The 16,125-nt window shown below is 30.4% G+C and carries 9 protein-coding genes and 1 pseudogene; 1 reads left to right on the top strand and 9 read right to left on the bottom strand.

The annotated features are described in order from the left end of the window. Positions 1-3: 3 nt before the first annotated feature. From SR63_RS08740 to SR63_RS02125, 5 genes and pseudogenes are all read right to left on the bottom strand, one after another. Positions 4-90: pseudogene (locus tag SR63_RS08740) on the bottom strand (hypothetical protein); the annotation flags it as partial. After that, positions 86-1,315: a biosynthetic peptidoglycan transglycosylase gene (locus tag SR63_RS02135; RefSeq protein WP_002870329.1), complete on the bottom strand. Its 1,230-nt coding sequence runs from the start codon at positions 1,313-1,315 to the stop codon at positions 86-88. The gene SR63_RS02135 and the pseudogene SR63_RS08740, both read right to left, overlap by 5 nt. Before the next feature lie 68 nt (positions 1,316-1,383). After that, positions 1,384-1,527 carry a hypothetical protein gene (locus tag SR63_RS08605; protein ID WP_002870328.1) on the bottom strand — a complete coding sequence of 48 codons (144 nt, stop codon included), beginning with the start codon at positions 1,525-1,527 and terminating at the stop codon, positions 1,384-1,386. Between the two features lie 237 nt (positions 1,528-1,764). Beyond that, complete coding sequence (locus SR63_RS02130) at positions 1,765-2,649, bottom strand: hypothetical protein (RefSeq protein ID WP_002868969.1); 885 nt, start codon at positions 2,647-2,649, stop codon at positions 1,765-1,767. Next, positions 2,649-6,383: a class I SAM-dependent DNA methyltransferase gene (locus tag SR63_RS02125; protein ID WP_002868968.1), complete on the bottom strand. Its 3,735-nt coding sequence runs from the start codon at positions 6,381-6,383 to the stop codon at positions 2,649-2,651. Before SR63_RS02125 ends, SR63_RS02130 begins: the two co-directional genes overlap by 1 nt. 229 nt (positions 6,384-6,612) lie before the next feature. On the opposite strand from SR63_RS02125, the gene ggt reads away from it, so the two are divergent. Then, positions 6,613-8,283: a gamma-glutamyltransferase gene (gene ggt / locus SR63_RS02120; protein ID WP_002866311.1), complete on the top strand. Its 1,671-nt coding sequence runs from the start codon at positions 6,613-6,615 to the stop codon at positions 8,281-8,283. Between the two features lie 34 nt (positions 8,284-8,317). Here the strand turns inward: ggt and ccsA are convergent, their stop codons facing one another. The 4 genes from ccsA to SR63_RS02100 are packed head-to-tail and all read right to left on the bottom strand — an operon-like array spanning position 8,318 to position 15,724. Continuing rightward, positions 8,318-11,023: a cytochrome c biogenesis protein CcsA gene (ccsA, locus tag SR63_RS02115; protein WP_147498341.1), complete on the bottom strand. Its 2,706-nt coding sequence runs from the start codon at positions 11,021-11,023 to the stop codon at positions 8,318-8,320. Beyond that, on the bottom strand, positions 11,016-11,600 hold the full coding sequence (locus tag SR63_RS02110) for a SoxW family protein (RefSeq protein WP_002866308.1): 585 nt from the start codon (positions 11,598-11,600) through the stop codon (positions 11,016-11,018). The genes ccsA and SR63_RS02110 overlap by 8 nt, the downstream gene beginning before the upstream one ends. Before the next feature lie 43 nt (positions 11,601-11,643). Further along, complete coding sequence (locus tag SR63_RS02105) at positions 11,644-13,713, bottom strand: rhodanese-like domain-containing protein (RefSeq protein WP_002866307.1); 2,070 nt, start codon at positions 13,711-13,713, stop codon at positions 11,644-11,646. 40 nt (positions 13,714-13,753) lie between these two features. Further along, the gene (locus SR63_RS02100; protein WP_002866306.1) at positions 13,754-15,724 is read right to left on the bottom strand and encodes a cytochrome c3 family protein; all 1,971 of its coding nucleotides are present in this window, start codon (positions 15,722-15,724) and stop codon (positions 13,754-13,756) included. Positions 15,725-16,125 lie beyond the last annotated feature (401 nt).

The following is a 16,125-nucleotide window of genomic DNA, read 5'->3' as shown; positions in this document are numbered from 1 at the left end:
ATTTTAACTTGGCACTATGGAATTTTTTCGTGCGGTTTTTTGGAGTGAGAAAATACAAAGCAAAAGAATAATGCTATATAAAACACTAGTTTTGATGTTTATATTTTTTGGATAATTCTTCTAGAATATTTCTATTCTTAAAAAATACTGTAATTTTATTATCTTGTTGAGCTTTAGTATATATTTTAATAATATCTTCAATATCCTCTTTGTTTAAAATTTTTTCTTTTTCTAGTCTTACGATAGTATCAATCACTTTTGGAAGCATTGTTCCACTCGTAACAGAAACGCGCTCAATAAGAAAAAAGGATTGAGCCTTTGAAAGATTTTTAATATATTTATCACCACCGTAAAAATGTCGTATTGCTTGCATTATTCCAAATATTTTTTTATCGAAGCGTACAGCACTCAGATAAATTTCAAGTTGCTCTTCTTTGCTTAAAATTTTATTAAACCAAAGATAACTTAAAAGAATTTCAGCTATCTTTCTTCGATATCTTTTTTTATTCATATTTTCAATAAACAAAGTCCTGAAAAGTTGCTGAGTAATAGTAGAACCACCGGTAAATGGAATATTTTTAATAAAAGATATTTTATTAAAAAAAGGTATTTTTCTACCGCGAGATAACAAAGCTCTACATAATGCTTTAAAATCTACTCCTTTGTGCTGATAAAATTTTTGATCTTCAATCGCAACTAGTATTTTTTTAAGGTTATCTAAATCAATTTTTTGTCTTTTGCATTCATAAGCTGATAATTTAGCTCTATATAAAACGTGTTCAAAATTATCCACAAAATTTATTCCTAATCTTGAAAATAATATTCTAATAATAACTAAAAGTATTGTCTCATTTATATCTAAAATACAATAAATATAAAATAAATACAATGCTATGATTATTATGCTATTAAAAACAATGGCATACATTAAAGAATATCCTAAAAACATATGTATTATAATCAATAATGCTGTAACACATAGAATAGGAATAATGTGATATAAATAATTGAATCTTAGTTTAATGCTAAAAGGCATATTGGCACCTTCAAGCATACCTTTTTTAAATAAAAATTCTTGAGTTCCATAATCCATTCCGAGCATTCTTCTTAGTATGATAATTTTTCGTTTTGCAAAAATAATAGACTTTTGCTTTTCTGCAAAATTTTTTGTCATAAAGATAAAAAATAGCAATACCAAAGCAATAATAAACCATATAATATAGTTTGGATTTTCTGTTACATCTTTAAATATTGCTTTTATTTTTTCACTTGCACCTGATAAAAGAGAGATAATAATTGTCCCAAATGTAAGCATATATTTGATTAAATTATCGAAAATTCTTTCTTCACTTTCAAGAATTTTGCAACAAAATTTATATTCCTCTAAAGCAATATCTCTATTTTTTTATAATCAAAATGATAAGTTGGAAAGTATTGTTGCCAATTCACTACTTGCTCCTCATAATTTTTACTGTTACTAAAGTTTTCTGTTTTTTTGGTTTTTAGCACTTTATTATAATTTTTCATCACAATACCTTAAATTTTTTACTTGACACTATAAAATTTAATTGTACGGTTTTTTGGTGAGAAAAGAACTAAACTGACCATTATAGCATAAATCGTAACCAAAAGATTTTATAAGCTTTCATTTTTTTAAATATTCAAATAAAAAACAAAATATTAAACATATTTACAAATATATCTATAACTATAATTATAAATTTTTATATTCAAAAATAATTTTTATAATAACACTAATTTTAATTATTTTTTAAATTTATTAAACGTCATAAAAAGTTGTAAAAAATTTCCAACTAAATAAATCAAAAACTCAACCTCATAATCTTTGAATTCTTGACCATTGCTTTTGCAATGCTTAGCTCTATTATTATTTAATCTCTGATAGTAATTTAAAATTTCTAAAAACATTTTTTTAAAATTTTCATCTAGCAAGTTCCCAAAATATCGTAAAATTTCATCTTTTTGATTTTCAAGTGATTTTTCATTATTAAGCAATTGTGTTAAAAAAAGTTCTAATGACAATCTTGTTTTATCTACAACATCTCTATAATTTTCTTTTGTTATAAAAATTTTTAAGGCTTCTGATAATTGCTTTTTAGCTTTTGGATAATCTTTTAAAAATTCCAATACATCATTTATTAAAACTTGATCAAAAATCTCTATATTGCTAGGATGAAATTCATACTTATCGTTATAATATAATCTAAAAGGCTTATTGGACATTAGGACAATATCGTTAAAAGTTAAAAGAAATTCATCATCTTTATCTTTTTTGCAAAAATTAATTATGTTTTCTAATGCCTCTAAAAATTTTACATCTTTAAGTTGCATCAATAAACTATAAAGTGCAGTTTCATGAAATGCAAAATAAGAATCATGTAAACCATTAAAATGATTAAAAATAGATATAACACCTGAAAACTTCTTTTCGCCTTTATAAATTTCCCCAACAATTAAAAATATTTTTTGCTCAAGCTCTGATAATTGTTTTGGGTTTATAATATCACCTATTAAAGTGATACATCTCTCATAAAACCTGTCTTCTATCTCTATATTCCATCGTTTTGCAAAATCTCTTTTAGTTTTAAAAAGCCAGCCTCGCTTAATATTATATATTTTTCTTTCCACTATTTTCCTTCTATGATTTTTATTTCTTCTTCGGTGAGATTGTAAAGTTTATAAACCAAAGAATTGATTTTGTTTTCTAGTTCTTGGGTATTTGCGTTTTTGTCTTGCTCTTTGGCTTTTAAAATTTTATCGACTAAATTTATAAGTTCATCGGCTAATTTTTGATTTTTAGAATTTATTTTTGGTATAGGAAGTTTTTCTAGATTATTTGTTTTTAACTCTCCTTCTATTCCACCACCCATATAGAATTTTCTTAACATTAAATATATAAAATCAGAATTTAAAAATGCAAGTATGTATTTTAAAATATCTGAATTTGAAGTTATTATATTAGCAGGTGCCATTGCAAATGCGAAACTTGTTTCATAAGAAAAACAAGGTTCTTTTGCCATTATACACGGATACACTATCTTTTCTTTTTCAAATTCTTCGATATACGCACAATTTCTAAGATTATAAGGAGTCAAGCCTTTATCAGCTCTTTTTTCTAGTTGTGGATAAAATTCATCAAAATGCTTTTTTAAACTAGGATAATTCTCTATATTTATCGCTTCTACTTTTTCTCCATTTTGATTTTTGTAACCATTGTGAGTATTTATCACCCAAAGTCCCGCCCACTCATAACTATATCTTTTTATATCGCGTCCGCGTAGCATTTTGCGTATGAGTTTGGCGGTGCGTTCTTTTTCGGCTTCATCTTTGCAATTTGCTAAAATTTCATTTCTTTTTTCAGTGGTGATGATAAAGGCTTCATTATAGCCTGTTAAAATTCCACGATATATATTAAGCCCATGCCATTCTTTAAGCGGAGTTCCTATGCGTTCTATCTTAGCCTTTAAGGCACTAGTATTCTCATCACTAAAAGTGAAGCTTTCTTTACTTAAAGAATTTTGCGAAAATTCTGCAAAGTCCTTATATAAGCCAATGTCATAAGCACAAGTTTTTAAAATTTCATTGCTTAGGGCAAGGTATTTGAATTTATTATCTTTGCTTTTTGATTTTTCAAAACAAAGTATGGAAGTATCTACTGTAGCACTATCAAAAACTTTTATGCCGTTTAAATCAGTGTATTCTAAAAACTTAACATTTTTAAGCAAAAATTCACGCAAAGCTTCCCCATATCCTGCACGCGTGTATTTGTTAGAAGTGATATAGCTCAATACCCCTCCCCTATCTTTTAAAACATTAAATCCTAGTTCATAAAAATAAGTATAAATATCGCTCGTGCCTTTATAAACCTTATAATTTTTAGCTAAATGGGGCTTGAGTTCTTTAAGCTCCTCTTGTCTTATATAAGGTGGATTGCCGATGATGAGATCAAAGCCTTTGAAATTTCCATCATCGTCCAAAATTTCAGGGAATTCAAAACGCCATTCAAAAGGATGATTGCTTTCTAGGTTGAAGATATTGTCGTATTCTTTTTTAAGATTTGCAAATTCTTTTGTGGCTTCTTTTTCATCAAAGTCAAAAAGAGTCAAATTCGCACTAACAAAGAATTTCAAATTTTCATCATCTACGGCTAAGAAATTTCCGTATTTTTTAGAGTATTTTTCACATTTATCGTTAAAGCCTTTCATTTCTTTTTTAAATTTATCCGCAAAGCAGAAATTTTTAAAAGAAATTTTGAGATTTTTTATCTCTTGGTTGATGCGGCTTTTATCTGTGTAAAAGCCTTCTTTATAGTCTTTTACTATGCGTTTGTATTTGCCCATGCGTTCTTTGATGTTAGGATAGTGGTTTAGGCTTTTGCCTGTTTCAAAGTAAGATACCAAAGAATTTCCGCATTTTATGTTTATATCGATGTTTGGCAGGGTTTTAAGATCGTGATAAGTCTCATCATCAAAGCTTTGATAAAAACTATGTTTTAAAAGCTCTATCCAAAGCCTTAGCTTCGTAATCTCGCATGAGTTTGGGTTGATATCGACACCAAAAAGATTGTTTTCTATGATGTCTTTTTTAGTGTGAAAAAGTTCTTGTTGGATAAGATGGGCTTTATCTTTAGGTGTTTTTGGGCGTTTATACTCTATAAACTCGCCTTTTCTACCCGTGATGAGAATTTCATCGTTTTGCACTTCTAGATAAAATTCTTCATCAAAAAGATTTAGCTCATCATAAATGCTTAACATAACATTTAAAGCAGAAACCAAAAAATGCCCGCTTCCCACCGCAGGATCGCAAATTTTTATAGAGTTTAAAAGCTCTTTTTGTGCCTTTTTGTCTTCTTTTCTTAAAGATCTTCTTAACTCGCTTATATCTTTAGCATCAAGATCAAATTGAGCGTTGAATTTATCAAGCACAACTTTTGTGATGCTTTCTTTACACATATAAGAAGTGATAAAGCTTGGCGTGTAAAAGCTCCCTTCTTTGTAGCCATTGAGTTTTTCAAACACATTTCCTAAAACGCTTGAGCTTATGAGTTCTTTTTGACTTAAAATTTCGCTTTGCTCATCATCACTACCAAAATCAAAGCTATCCAAAAATTCAAACAAGTATTCCAAAAGCCCCACTTGTCCTTTTTTAGCCTTGCATTTATCATCTTTTAGCACGGTGTTTTTATAGTAAAAAAGCTTTAAATCATTGCTTAAGCTTGAAATTTCAAGTGTGTTTTCTATGCTTTGTTTTTCAAACAAAGAAGAATTTAGATAAGGCAGATAAGCAAATTCGCTTTTCTTTCTCGTGCTTTTTTCTTTGGCTAAAACTTCAAAGAAAAGTTCGCTAAGCTTGTCAAAATCAGGGATTTTTTTGAAATTTAAAAATTTCAAATTTTTATCATCATTAAAACGCACCAAATTTGACTCTATAAGCTTTAAAAACAAAATGCGATTAAGCCATAAGATCAAAAGTTTTAAGATGGTTTCAAAATTTTCTTCTTTGAGCTTAGAGTTTATAGCGGTGTAGAAAGTTCCTTGCTCTTCTTTACTTTCTTCGCTTTTTGTGATGATGAGTTTTGAGTTTTGTTTGCTCTCATAAAGCCCTAAGATATATAAAAGTTCTTTGTAAAAAGCGTTGTTGAGTGAATTTGCATCGTTGGGGTTAAACTCACCTAGCAAACAATCTTTGCTAAAAATTTTAAACAAAGGCTTAAGCTTACTAAAGCTTAACTTATCTTGTTCTAAGATAGGTTTTAAATCCACAAAAAGCCCTTTTAAAGTGCTATCGCCATTTAAAATCTTTTCAAATTCTTTATAAATTTCGTCGGTATTGCCTTTAAAAAGCGAGTTTTTGCTTTCAAAATTTTCAAAAGCTTCTTTAAAATACTTGTTTTTGTTAAAAAGCTCTTCAAACAAATCCGCCTTAAAGATAAAAAAGCTATAAAAATCCGTGATGATGATGTGCTTAAGCGATGAATTTAACGCTTTTCTTTCGCGAAGATAGTATAAAATGCACTCATGCAAAGCCTTGCAATTAGGTTTGCTTGGGCTAAAAAATTCTCTAGAATTAGGCAATTTTGCTTCGATGATGACTTGGGTAAGACCATCTTTTTTTAAGGCCAAGTCTATACCGCTGTTGCCTTTGTGTATGCTTTTGACTTCGCATTGAAAAGATAAATTTTCAAAAAATTTGCTAAGAGCGTTTGCCACAAGGGAATCTTCGTTGTTTTTGAGATTGTTTTCTAAATTTATTTTATAGTCTTTTAAAGTTTTGATAAATTCGTTTAGTTCTGTTTCTAAGATAGGCTTTTTGCGGTGGTAGGGATTTAAAAATTCTTTTTCATTTATAGCTTCAAATTTCATATTGCACTTTCAATAAATTTTAAATATTTTAGCAAAAAAATCTCAAGTTTGGTATAAAATTTAAAAGTTACTTTTTGTAATTTTATAAAAAAATAATTATATAAAATGAGAATATTTGATACAAAATTTTAAAATTTTAAATATTTTTATAAAAATATATCATTTTTTAAATTTATCAATACCCCTAGTTTTGTTACAATAATTCTATATATCATTAAAAAGGAGTAAAATGCGTTATTTAGCTATATTTGCGATTTCAATCACGCTAAGTTTTGGTGCAGCTAATCCACCTATACAAGATAGAACGGGCACAGGACTTGTTTTATCAAGTCATGAACTAGCCAATAAAATAGGCAAAGAAGTTCTTGACAAAGGCGGAAATGCCATAGATGCAGCTGTAGCAGTAGGTTATGCTTTGGCTGTAGTGCATCCTGCAGCAGGAAACATAGGTGGTGGTGGCTTTGCAGTCATTCATCTAGCCAATGGAGAAAATACCACGCTTGATTTTAGAGAAATGGCACCTTTAAAAGCAAGCAGAGATATGTATCTTGATAGCAAAGGAGAAATTATAAAAGATGCTTCAACTATAGGTTATCTAGCTGCTGGAGTACCAGGAACGGTTAAAGGTATGAGTGCTATGCTTGATCGCTACGGCACTATGAAACTAAAAGACTTGATGGCTCCTGCTATAAAACTAGCTGAAAAAGGTTATCTCATCAATGATAGACAAGAACAAACCATGCTAGAAGCTAAAGATATGTTTAAAGAATTTCCTAGTTCAAGCAAATATTTCCTTAAAAAAGATGGTAGCACTTATAAAAGCGGGGATTTATTTGTCCAAAAAGATCTAGCAAAAACTTTAAAACTTATCGCAAAGGAAGGTCCTGATGCTTTTTATAAGGGAAAAATCGCTGATTTAATAGCAGCGGATATGGCTAAAAACAAAGGCATTATCACTAAAGAAGATCTAGCACAATACCAAGCTATTTGGAGAAAACCTGTAGAAGGCACTTATAGGGGTTATGATATCATTTCCATGTCGCCACCTAGCAGTGGGGGTGCTCATATCATCGAAATTTTAAATATCATGGAAAATGCCAATATAGAAAATTTAGGCTTTGCAAGCTCTAAAACTTTACACATAATGGCTGAAGCTATGCGTCAAGCTTATGCGGATAGATCAGAATACATGGGCGATCCTGATTTTGTAAAAATCCCACTTGATAAACTTACAAGCAAAGAATACGCTAAAGAAATTTATGCAAAAATTCCAAAAGATAAGGCTTTACCAAGCTCAAAAGTAAAACCTGGTTTAGGACAAATTCACGAAGGACATAATACCACTCATTATTCTGTACTAGATAGCAAAGGCAATGCTGTAAGCATTACCTATACGATCAATGCGAGTTATGGTTCAGGTGCTACGGTTGAAGGGGCAGGGTTTTTACTCAATGATGAAATGGATGATTTTTCAATCAAACCAGGCGTGCCAAATTTATACGGACTTGTAGGCGGAGAAGCTAATGCTATAGAACCTAAAAAAAGACCTTTAAGCTCTATGAGTCCAACTATCATACTAAAAGATGGAAAAGTATTTATGGTAGTAGGTAGTCCAGGTGGTTCTAGGATCATCACGACAGTTTTACAAGTGATTTCAAATGTGATCGATCATAAAATGGATATATCAACAGCGGTAGAATCTCCAAGATTTCACATGCAGTGGCTACCTGATGAAATCAGAACAGAGCCTTTTGGAATCATCAAAGATGTGCAAAACAATCTTGAAAAAATGGGCTATAAAATCACAAAAGAACCTTATATGGGTGATGTAAATGCTATCATGGTCGATCCAAAAACTGGAAAAATCATAGGCTCTATGGATACAAGAAAAGAATTCTAACTTCTTATTTACCCTTGAAATTTCAAGGGTAAATTTATGCAGGACTTTTAAGTTTTCTTTTAAAAAATGCTCCTAAAATTAAAATCACTGTAAAAGCAATGAAAAAATATAAAAATTTAGGCACAGGCACAGGATCTCCTGTTGCATAAGAATGCAATCCTGAAAGATAGAAATTTACCCCAAAATAAGTCATCAAAATAGAATAAAATCCTATAACACTCGCACTTGCAAAGGCGTAAGGATTGTTAAATTTTGAGATAAATCTAAGATGTAAAATCATAGTATAAACAATAATAGAAATTAAAGCCCAAGTTTCTTTAGAATCCCAACCCCAGTATCTTCCCCAGCTTTCGTTTGCCCAAACTCCACCTAAGAAATTTCCTATAGTGAGTAAAGCAAGTCCTATTATCATCGCCATTTCGTTGATACAATGTAAGTTTAAAATACTTTGATCTATTTGAGCTTTTTTTGGATTTCTTAACATAAATAAAATCAAGCTAAATACTCCAAGCAAAAAGCAAAGTCCTAAAAATCCATAGCTTGCAGTGATGATAGAAACATGGATATTAAGCCAATAGGATTTTAAAACGGGCGCAAGATTTGTAATTTGTGGATCCATAAAACCAAGATGTGCTACAAAAAGAGAAATTCCAGCCATAATACTTGCAGTACAAAGTGCTAAAGAAGATCTTTTATAAAAAACAAGTCCCGCAAAAGCACAAGCAAAAGCTATATAAACCATACTTTCATAAGCATTACTCCAAGGAGCGTGATCTCCTACATACCAACGAAAGATTAAAGCTAAAGCATGAGCCAAAACACTTAAAGCAATGAGAATAAAAATGGCATTTTTAAGCATTTTTGGAGCTTTTTTAAGGCTTAAAATTTCATAGACTAATAAGATAAAAAGCATACTACCTAGTAAAAGATAAATAGGGGTGAGATTGTCAAAAATATTATAATGATTTAAAAAAAGCTCTAAAGAAATTTGAGTAGGTGTAGGGATAAGATTTGATCCATAAAAATTTTGGAAATTTTTAAGTCTTTCTAAACTTTCATCGGCTTTAGAAAAATCTTTGGTACTAAGAGCTTGTTCAAAATCAAAAAAATATTTTGCCAATAAGCTTTGTATATTTTCTATATCCTTTAAATCAAAAGGCATAGGTGTAGCAGGAGAATACCAAGTATAGGTTTTTTGGCTTGGATCAGGAAATATTCTAAAAATTTCTCCGCTATAGATATAAAAAGCGGTGTTGATTTTTTCATCAAGAGCTAAAATATCTTTATCAAACTGATCTCTTAGAGCAGGTTTTTTGCGATTTGCTTCTTCTATATAGTTTGAAAGTTTGTAAAAATCTCCATCAAAAACATCATCGTAAGCAAGATATTTTTCATTTTTATCCACGCCTAAAATTTCTTTTAGCTTTGCAGTTTTTACGCTAATCATTTTTATTTGTCTAAAATGTTGTGGATACATCATCATACCAAGAAAAATTTGATTATAGTTTAAACCTAAAAAATCATTTTTTTTGGTAATTTTATGGATGTAATTCATCGCTAAAGTATCGATAGGTTTTATCCTGCCATCAAAGTCTTGCACAAGTAAGCTTCCAAAAAGCATAGAATGTTTTGCAGAATTTTCTTTGATATTTTGTATAAGCTTTAAGGTGTTTTCATCGGCAAAACTTTTTATGTTAAAAGCAAAAAGACAAAAAAGAATTAATAAAAGATTTTTTTGATTTTTAAGATAGTTTGATAATTTTTGAAATCTTGAGTTTTTAGCAAATAAAATCCATAAAAAACCTAAAGTCAGCAAAGTATAGCCTATATAGGTTGGAATTTTTCCAGGATCTTTATTGACTGAAAGTATGGTGCCTTGTTCGTCTTGATCATAAGAACTTTGAAAAAATCTATATCCGCCATAATCTAAAACATTATTCATAAAAATTTTATACTCAAAACTTTTATCTTGATCGATCACTTCGATATCTGAAGCATAAGAAGAAGGACTCATAGAACCTGCGTAGCGATCAAGGATAAAATCTTTTAAAGCCAAAGAAAAAGGCAGTTTAATCTCTTCAGGACCCCAGTTGAGTGCAAAAATTTCACCTCCTAATCTAAAAGGTAAAACATTTTCATTGTTGTAATTTGGAGTGAGTAAAATTTCTTTGCTTTCATTATTAAAAGAAATTTGCATTTTGATGATAGGATTGCTCATTGCATTAGGAGCTTTTTCATAATCAAGTAGTTTTAAATTTATAGTTTTATTTTGCTGCATGGAAACTTTTTTTTCAAAACTATTATGGAGTAAAGGATTAAAAGCTACTCCAAAGGATTGATATTCTACAACCTTACCTTCATCATTATAAAGCATTAAGGCTATAAATTCATCTCTTGTCACAATGATATCAGAACTTTGTCCTTCTCTAATGTGCATACCTCCTTCTATGCCAAAATAACGCGTGATTGCAGCGCCAAGTAAAATTACTATAAAAGCACTATGCAAGAGCAAGGAAGCATATTTTTTTCTTTGTAAAAGTTTGTGTATAAAAATAATACCTATAAGATTGATTAAAAGCAAAAGGTGTAAGATATCAAACCATAAAGCATTATAAACTAAGGCTTTAGCAGCATTTGTGCCAAAATCATTTTCGACAAAAGTCGCTACTGCACAAGAAAGCGCATAGATAAAAAGCAAAATAAGACTCATCCAAAAGGAAAAAAAGATTTTCTTAAACATTTTTTTCCTTGTATGCTAGAAAAAGTGTTTTAAAAAGCTCATCTTCATTAAGCTTTTGATTTTTTTCATCTTTTAAAATTTCCATAGTCAAAGCAAGGCGTTTAGCACTCATAAAACCAGGATAAATCAGTAAAGTTTTATGTTTAGGAGTGAAAAATACCAAAGTAGGCGTAGCGTCTATATTAAATTCTCTTGAAAGTTCTTCTGTGCTTGTTTTTTTATTGTCGTAATTATGAATTTTATGATAACTTGTATTGATATAATAAGAATTATATGTGTTTTTTAAGATATTTTGAACTTCTTTGTCATTTTGAATTTCGTGTTTTAATTTATCGCAATAAACACAATTATTTGCACTAAAAATAATTAGCACAGGTTTGTCAGAAAAAACAATATTTTGATTGTCTTTAAAAAATTCTGCGATTTCTTTGTAAGAGTTGAGATCAAGATTGTTTGCATCTTGTTTGTATTGTTCTGTAGTTTTTGTTCCTTTAGAAAGAATATTTTCATCTATTTTTTCATCATTACAAGCACAAAATAACAATATTATAAATCCTAAAATCAGTTTTTTTAACATCAAATCCTTTCATTTAAAATTGCCTAGAAAATCTAGGCAATTATTATTTTAATAAATCCACTATAAAAGCATAAATCATCAAGAATAAAAAGATCATTCCTGTAATCAGCATCAAATAACCTGCTAATTTAGCAATGCCTTTATAAGAATTAAATTTAGAGTTTTTCTCATATAAACTTTCAAGCCTTCCGCTTTCTTTTAGGCGTTGATAATACGCATTTCTTTCTTGTTTAATCTCGGCTTCACTTTGGGTTCCTGAGAAAATTACCATATCCATAGGGAAGCGATCTGCTCTAAAATGAGTATTGAAGAAGTGGATTGCAAAGATAAATCCTGTTGCAAGTAAAGCTTCATCAGAGTGCACTAAAGAACAAAGATTGATCATCCAACCTGGTAAAAAGGCACTAAAGAAAGTAGGGAACCATAAAACCAATCCTGAAAGTCCTATAACAAACATACCCCAAAATACTGCTAGATAGTCAAATTTTTCCCAATAAGTCCAGCGGTCAAATTGTGGTCTTTCACCCATGCCAAAGAACCATTTAAAATGTGCTTTCATATCTTTAAAGTCCTGCCAATTTGGCATTAAAGAATCAGGTCCAAAAAGGGCTTTTAAAATTTTCATTTTATCAAGTTTTCCTGTTTGTGGATCACGCACTAAATCTCTTCTTTTCCAGTTTACAAGTATGATTTCTCCAATATGAGAGAAAAAGACTATAAACATAACAATAGCACTAATATGATGCACTATGGTTGCACCGATTGGTCCGCCCATAAGATCTATCATGGTTTGTGCCCAAGGAGCGGTATAAAATTTTTGTGGCAAACCTGAGAAAGCTAACCCTAAGAAACTTGCCGCCATAAAGAAATGCTGAATTTTATGGAAGGTTGAAAAACGTTTGATTAAAATCTTGTCATTGTGTGCATTTTCTTTTGCTTTTTTCCATTCTATAGGATGTGAAAGTCTTGCTAAAATCAGTCTTATACTCCAAAGTAAAGTATGCAAACCAAAGAATACAAAAACTCCTATCACTAAAGCGGTCATAAAGATATAAGCACCGTGAAGTAAAGGATAGTTTTCTCCATCACTATGATCAGCATGTGCAATAAAATTGGCAAAATTTTCATTAGAATTTGGATGACATTGTGCACAAGTTTGAACACGATTTAAAGACGATAGGGTTGAGTTTAAATCTTCAACTTTTAAAATATTGTGTTTGCCGTGACAATCATAACAGGCTGCGATTTTTGGAGCACTACCAGGACTATTTAATACCATAGCCTTACCATGAAAAGTATCATGATAGCGATCTTGTTTATCTTGATGACATTCACCGCATTTAAAATCACTTCTTTGTTTTAAGGTCATTGCATTCATTAACGGATCGTTGTTGTGGATATCATGACAAGTAGTACAAGTTGGAATTTTTTTCTTTTTTCCATCTTTATCAAGTTGTATTTGGCTGATATTTTGATGAATGCTGTGTTTAAATTCTTTATCTACATCTTTATGACAACTTGCGCAGTTTTTATTGATAAGATCTAAATTTGCAGCATTATTGTAGCGAATAGATTTTTTATCTTCGCCTTTTCCGTGGCAATCCCTACAACTTGGAACATCTCCAAAATACATTCTTGAATGAATGCTATCTTTAAAATCATCTAAATTTTTAGCGTTTTGCCATTTTTCTATTTGTTCTTTTTGAACTTTTCTTCCAGAAAGCACCCAAGATTCTATACCATCTAACATAACATAAACATGGGTATAGCCTAATTTTTGGCTTAAATTTGCAATATTAGAAGCATCAAAAGTAAAACGATTCGACCCATAAAAAATTAAAGTTGCATTAAAATCATCAGGTAATAAATTTTGCCAATTTTGCGCATCAACTAAAACAGCATTAGGTATATTACCTGCAACTTCTCTTTCTTCCTTGGAATTAACATCCACAAAATATACATTTTTTTGCCCTAAAAGTTTTTCAGCATCTTTCATGCTGATAGGAGTTACACCTTCAACTATACCTATTTGAATTTTTCCGTCGGCAAGTAAAAAAGGGGTTGAAAAACAAAAAACAGCAAGCAATATAAATTTTATTAAACTTTGTTTCAAAATTTACTCCTTAAACTCGCCCAAAAAATGGGCGAAAATTTTATTTTAAAATATTTTTAGCTTCTTGTATATAAACCAAAGCCTCATCTACTATTTTTTTGGAGTAAACGGGACCATGCACACCCCAAGAACCATCTTTTTGCAATTTTTCTGCAATAGCCCTTGCTTGATTTGCCAAAGTAATAACACGAGATTTTTTCTCTACAGAAAGTTTAGGATTTTCAGCCATAGCTTTATCAATTTCTTTCACGCCTTTAAGAATATTTTCATATCCATCTTTTACAGGTTTTTGCCAACCTACAACAATGTCGTAGATAGTCTCTTGATCTGTAAAATGAAGTTTTTTAGGTAAATTTGACTGAACCGCACTGTGACATCCACTTGCACCTGGCCCCATTAAATTTGGATCACTAAAACTTGTACGTCCACAAGCCCACATTAAATCAAGGAAAAATCTTCCATCATCATCTCTAGCGATGGTCCATCCTGAAGTTTTTGGAGATCTTTCTTTACCTTCTGGCGGATTAAGAGTTTTAGCAGTTTTATCAACTTTTATTTTCCAAATGTGAGAAGCTCTAACATTATCAAATCCACCTTTATCGGGATTTTGAACTGCTCCAAAGTTTTCACAACTCATCATATTTGGCATGTGACAAGCTGTACAATTATCTTTTGAATGAATTCCTCCTTGTTTAAAGAAGCTAGCTTGTGTGTCATGACAATCTGTACAAGTTTTTTTAAGCCCTACTTTAGTATATCCATCTTTCCAATCATTGAAAGTAACCTCATGAGGATCGTGGCAAGTAGAACATCTCATACCCTTATCATAGTGAGCTGAACTATACATTTGCGCACCTTCAGTTCCACAAGCTGGACAGCTAGATTTGAAGAAGGCATTAAATGGTTTTCTAGGATTTTTCTTAGCATCTTCTTCATTATAAGAAAATCTTTGATGACATCTTTCGCAGTTTGATGGCATACCTGCACCTCTAGCACCATAAAGATGAGCACCTGCACCATGACATTCTTCACAAGAAATACCTTTTGAAATTGTATGTTTTCTAAGCTCTTGAGTATTTCCTAAAGCTTTATAAAATTCTTCTTTGCTTTTAAAATCAAATTTAAAACTATGACAGGTTTCGCAATAAGAACTTGCAGGCTGAAAAAGCATATTTTTACGATATTGTGCTGCATAAGAATTTGTTCCCCAAACTTGAGAGCCATTACCTCCAAATTGTTCCATAGTAGTAGGGAAACCTGGAGAAAATTCTGCTATTTTTTTGGTCATTTCAGGTGTTAAAAACTCACTCCAAAGCCTTGAGAATTGATTGCCGCCAGCTACAATTTTTCCTGTCATATTACTAAGATTTCCATCTTCAACATGATAAGTTCCACGAACCAACCATCTATCAATAAAACCATATTTTGTTCTAGGTGTTCCAATTACAGCATAGACATCATCAGGATAAATTCCATCTGGTAAAATAGTAGATTGTGAGTTATACATAGGTTTTTTTAAATCATTTCCTACTTCTTCAAACTCATCAGGAAAACGAACGGTTTTTGCATGACGTGATCTTTCCCAAGCTTTATATTGAGCAGGATGACATTCACCACATTTTTTTGGACCTACAAATTTATTTGGAAAATCTAAAAAAGATTCCATTCCTAAACGATAAGTCACTGAAGTATGAGCTAGATTGTTTTGCTGTGCAAAAGTAGGACCATTAGAAAATTCTACATATTCTTCTTCCCTATCACTAATAGCATATTTACCTACTATACGACCTTCTTTTTCATATTTAAACATAGGATGATGTTCTTTAAGATATTTAAAAAACGCATCTTCTTGGTGCACATAACCCTCAAGCGTTCTTGGTTTAGTATCGCCATCTTGTGCAGCTTCTCCTTGAATAAGAACATTTGAATTTTCTGCACTACTCACATTTAAAGCAAATCCCACCCCAAGTAATAGGGTTAAAACCTTTCCCTTAGAAATAAGCTTTTTCATAAGATACACCTTATAAATAAAATTTTTAAGATAATATAATTATGAAATAAATAGTTTAAGATATAAATTATCTTATTTAAATTATATTAACTTTTATATATAAAGTTTATGTTAATTAAACTTAATAATTAATAAAATTAACAATTTCATCGTGAATTTATATATTAATTTCTATTTTTTATTTAAAATTCTATCAATAAACCAAGTAGCCGATCACCCAAACAACTTTTTTAAAAGAACTAAATTTATACAATCCATACAAATATATTAAACTTTCCAAACCCTAAAAACACCCTATTCTCTCTAAAAACCCTAACCAGCAGCAAACTCTTTTTTAAACACTATTTCAAACACCATCTAAAACAACAATAAAAATAAACATAGGATTTATATATAAAGTA

The organism is Campylobacter sp. 2014D-0259 (assembly GCF_008000505.1).
Lineage (GTDB): Bacteria > Campylobacterota > Campylobacteria > Campylobacterales > Campylobacteraceae > Campylobacter_D > Campylobacter_D jejuni.
Note: the sequence above shows the minus strand (reverse complement) of the source record. Positions and strands in the feature narration are given on the sequence as shown.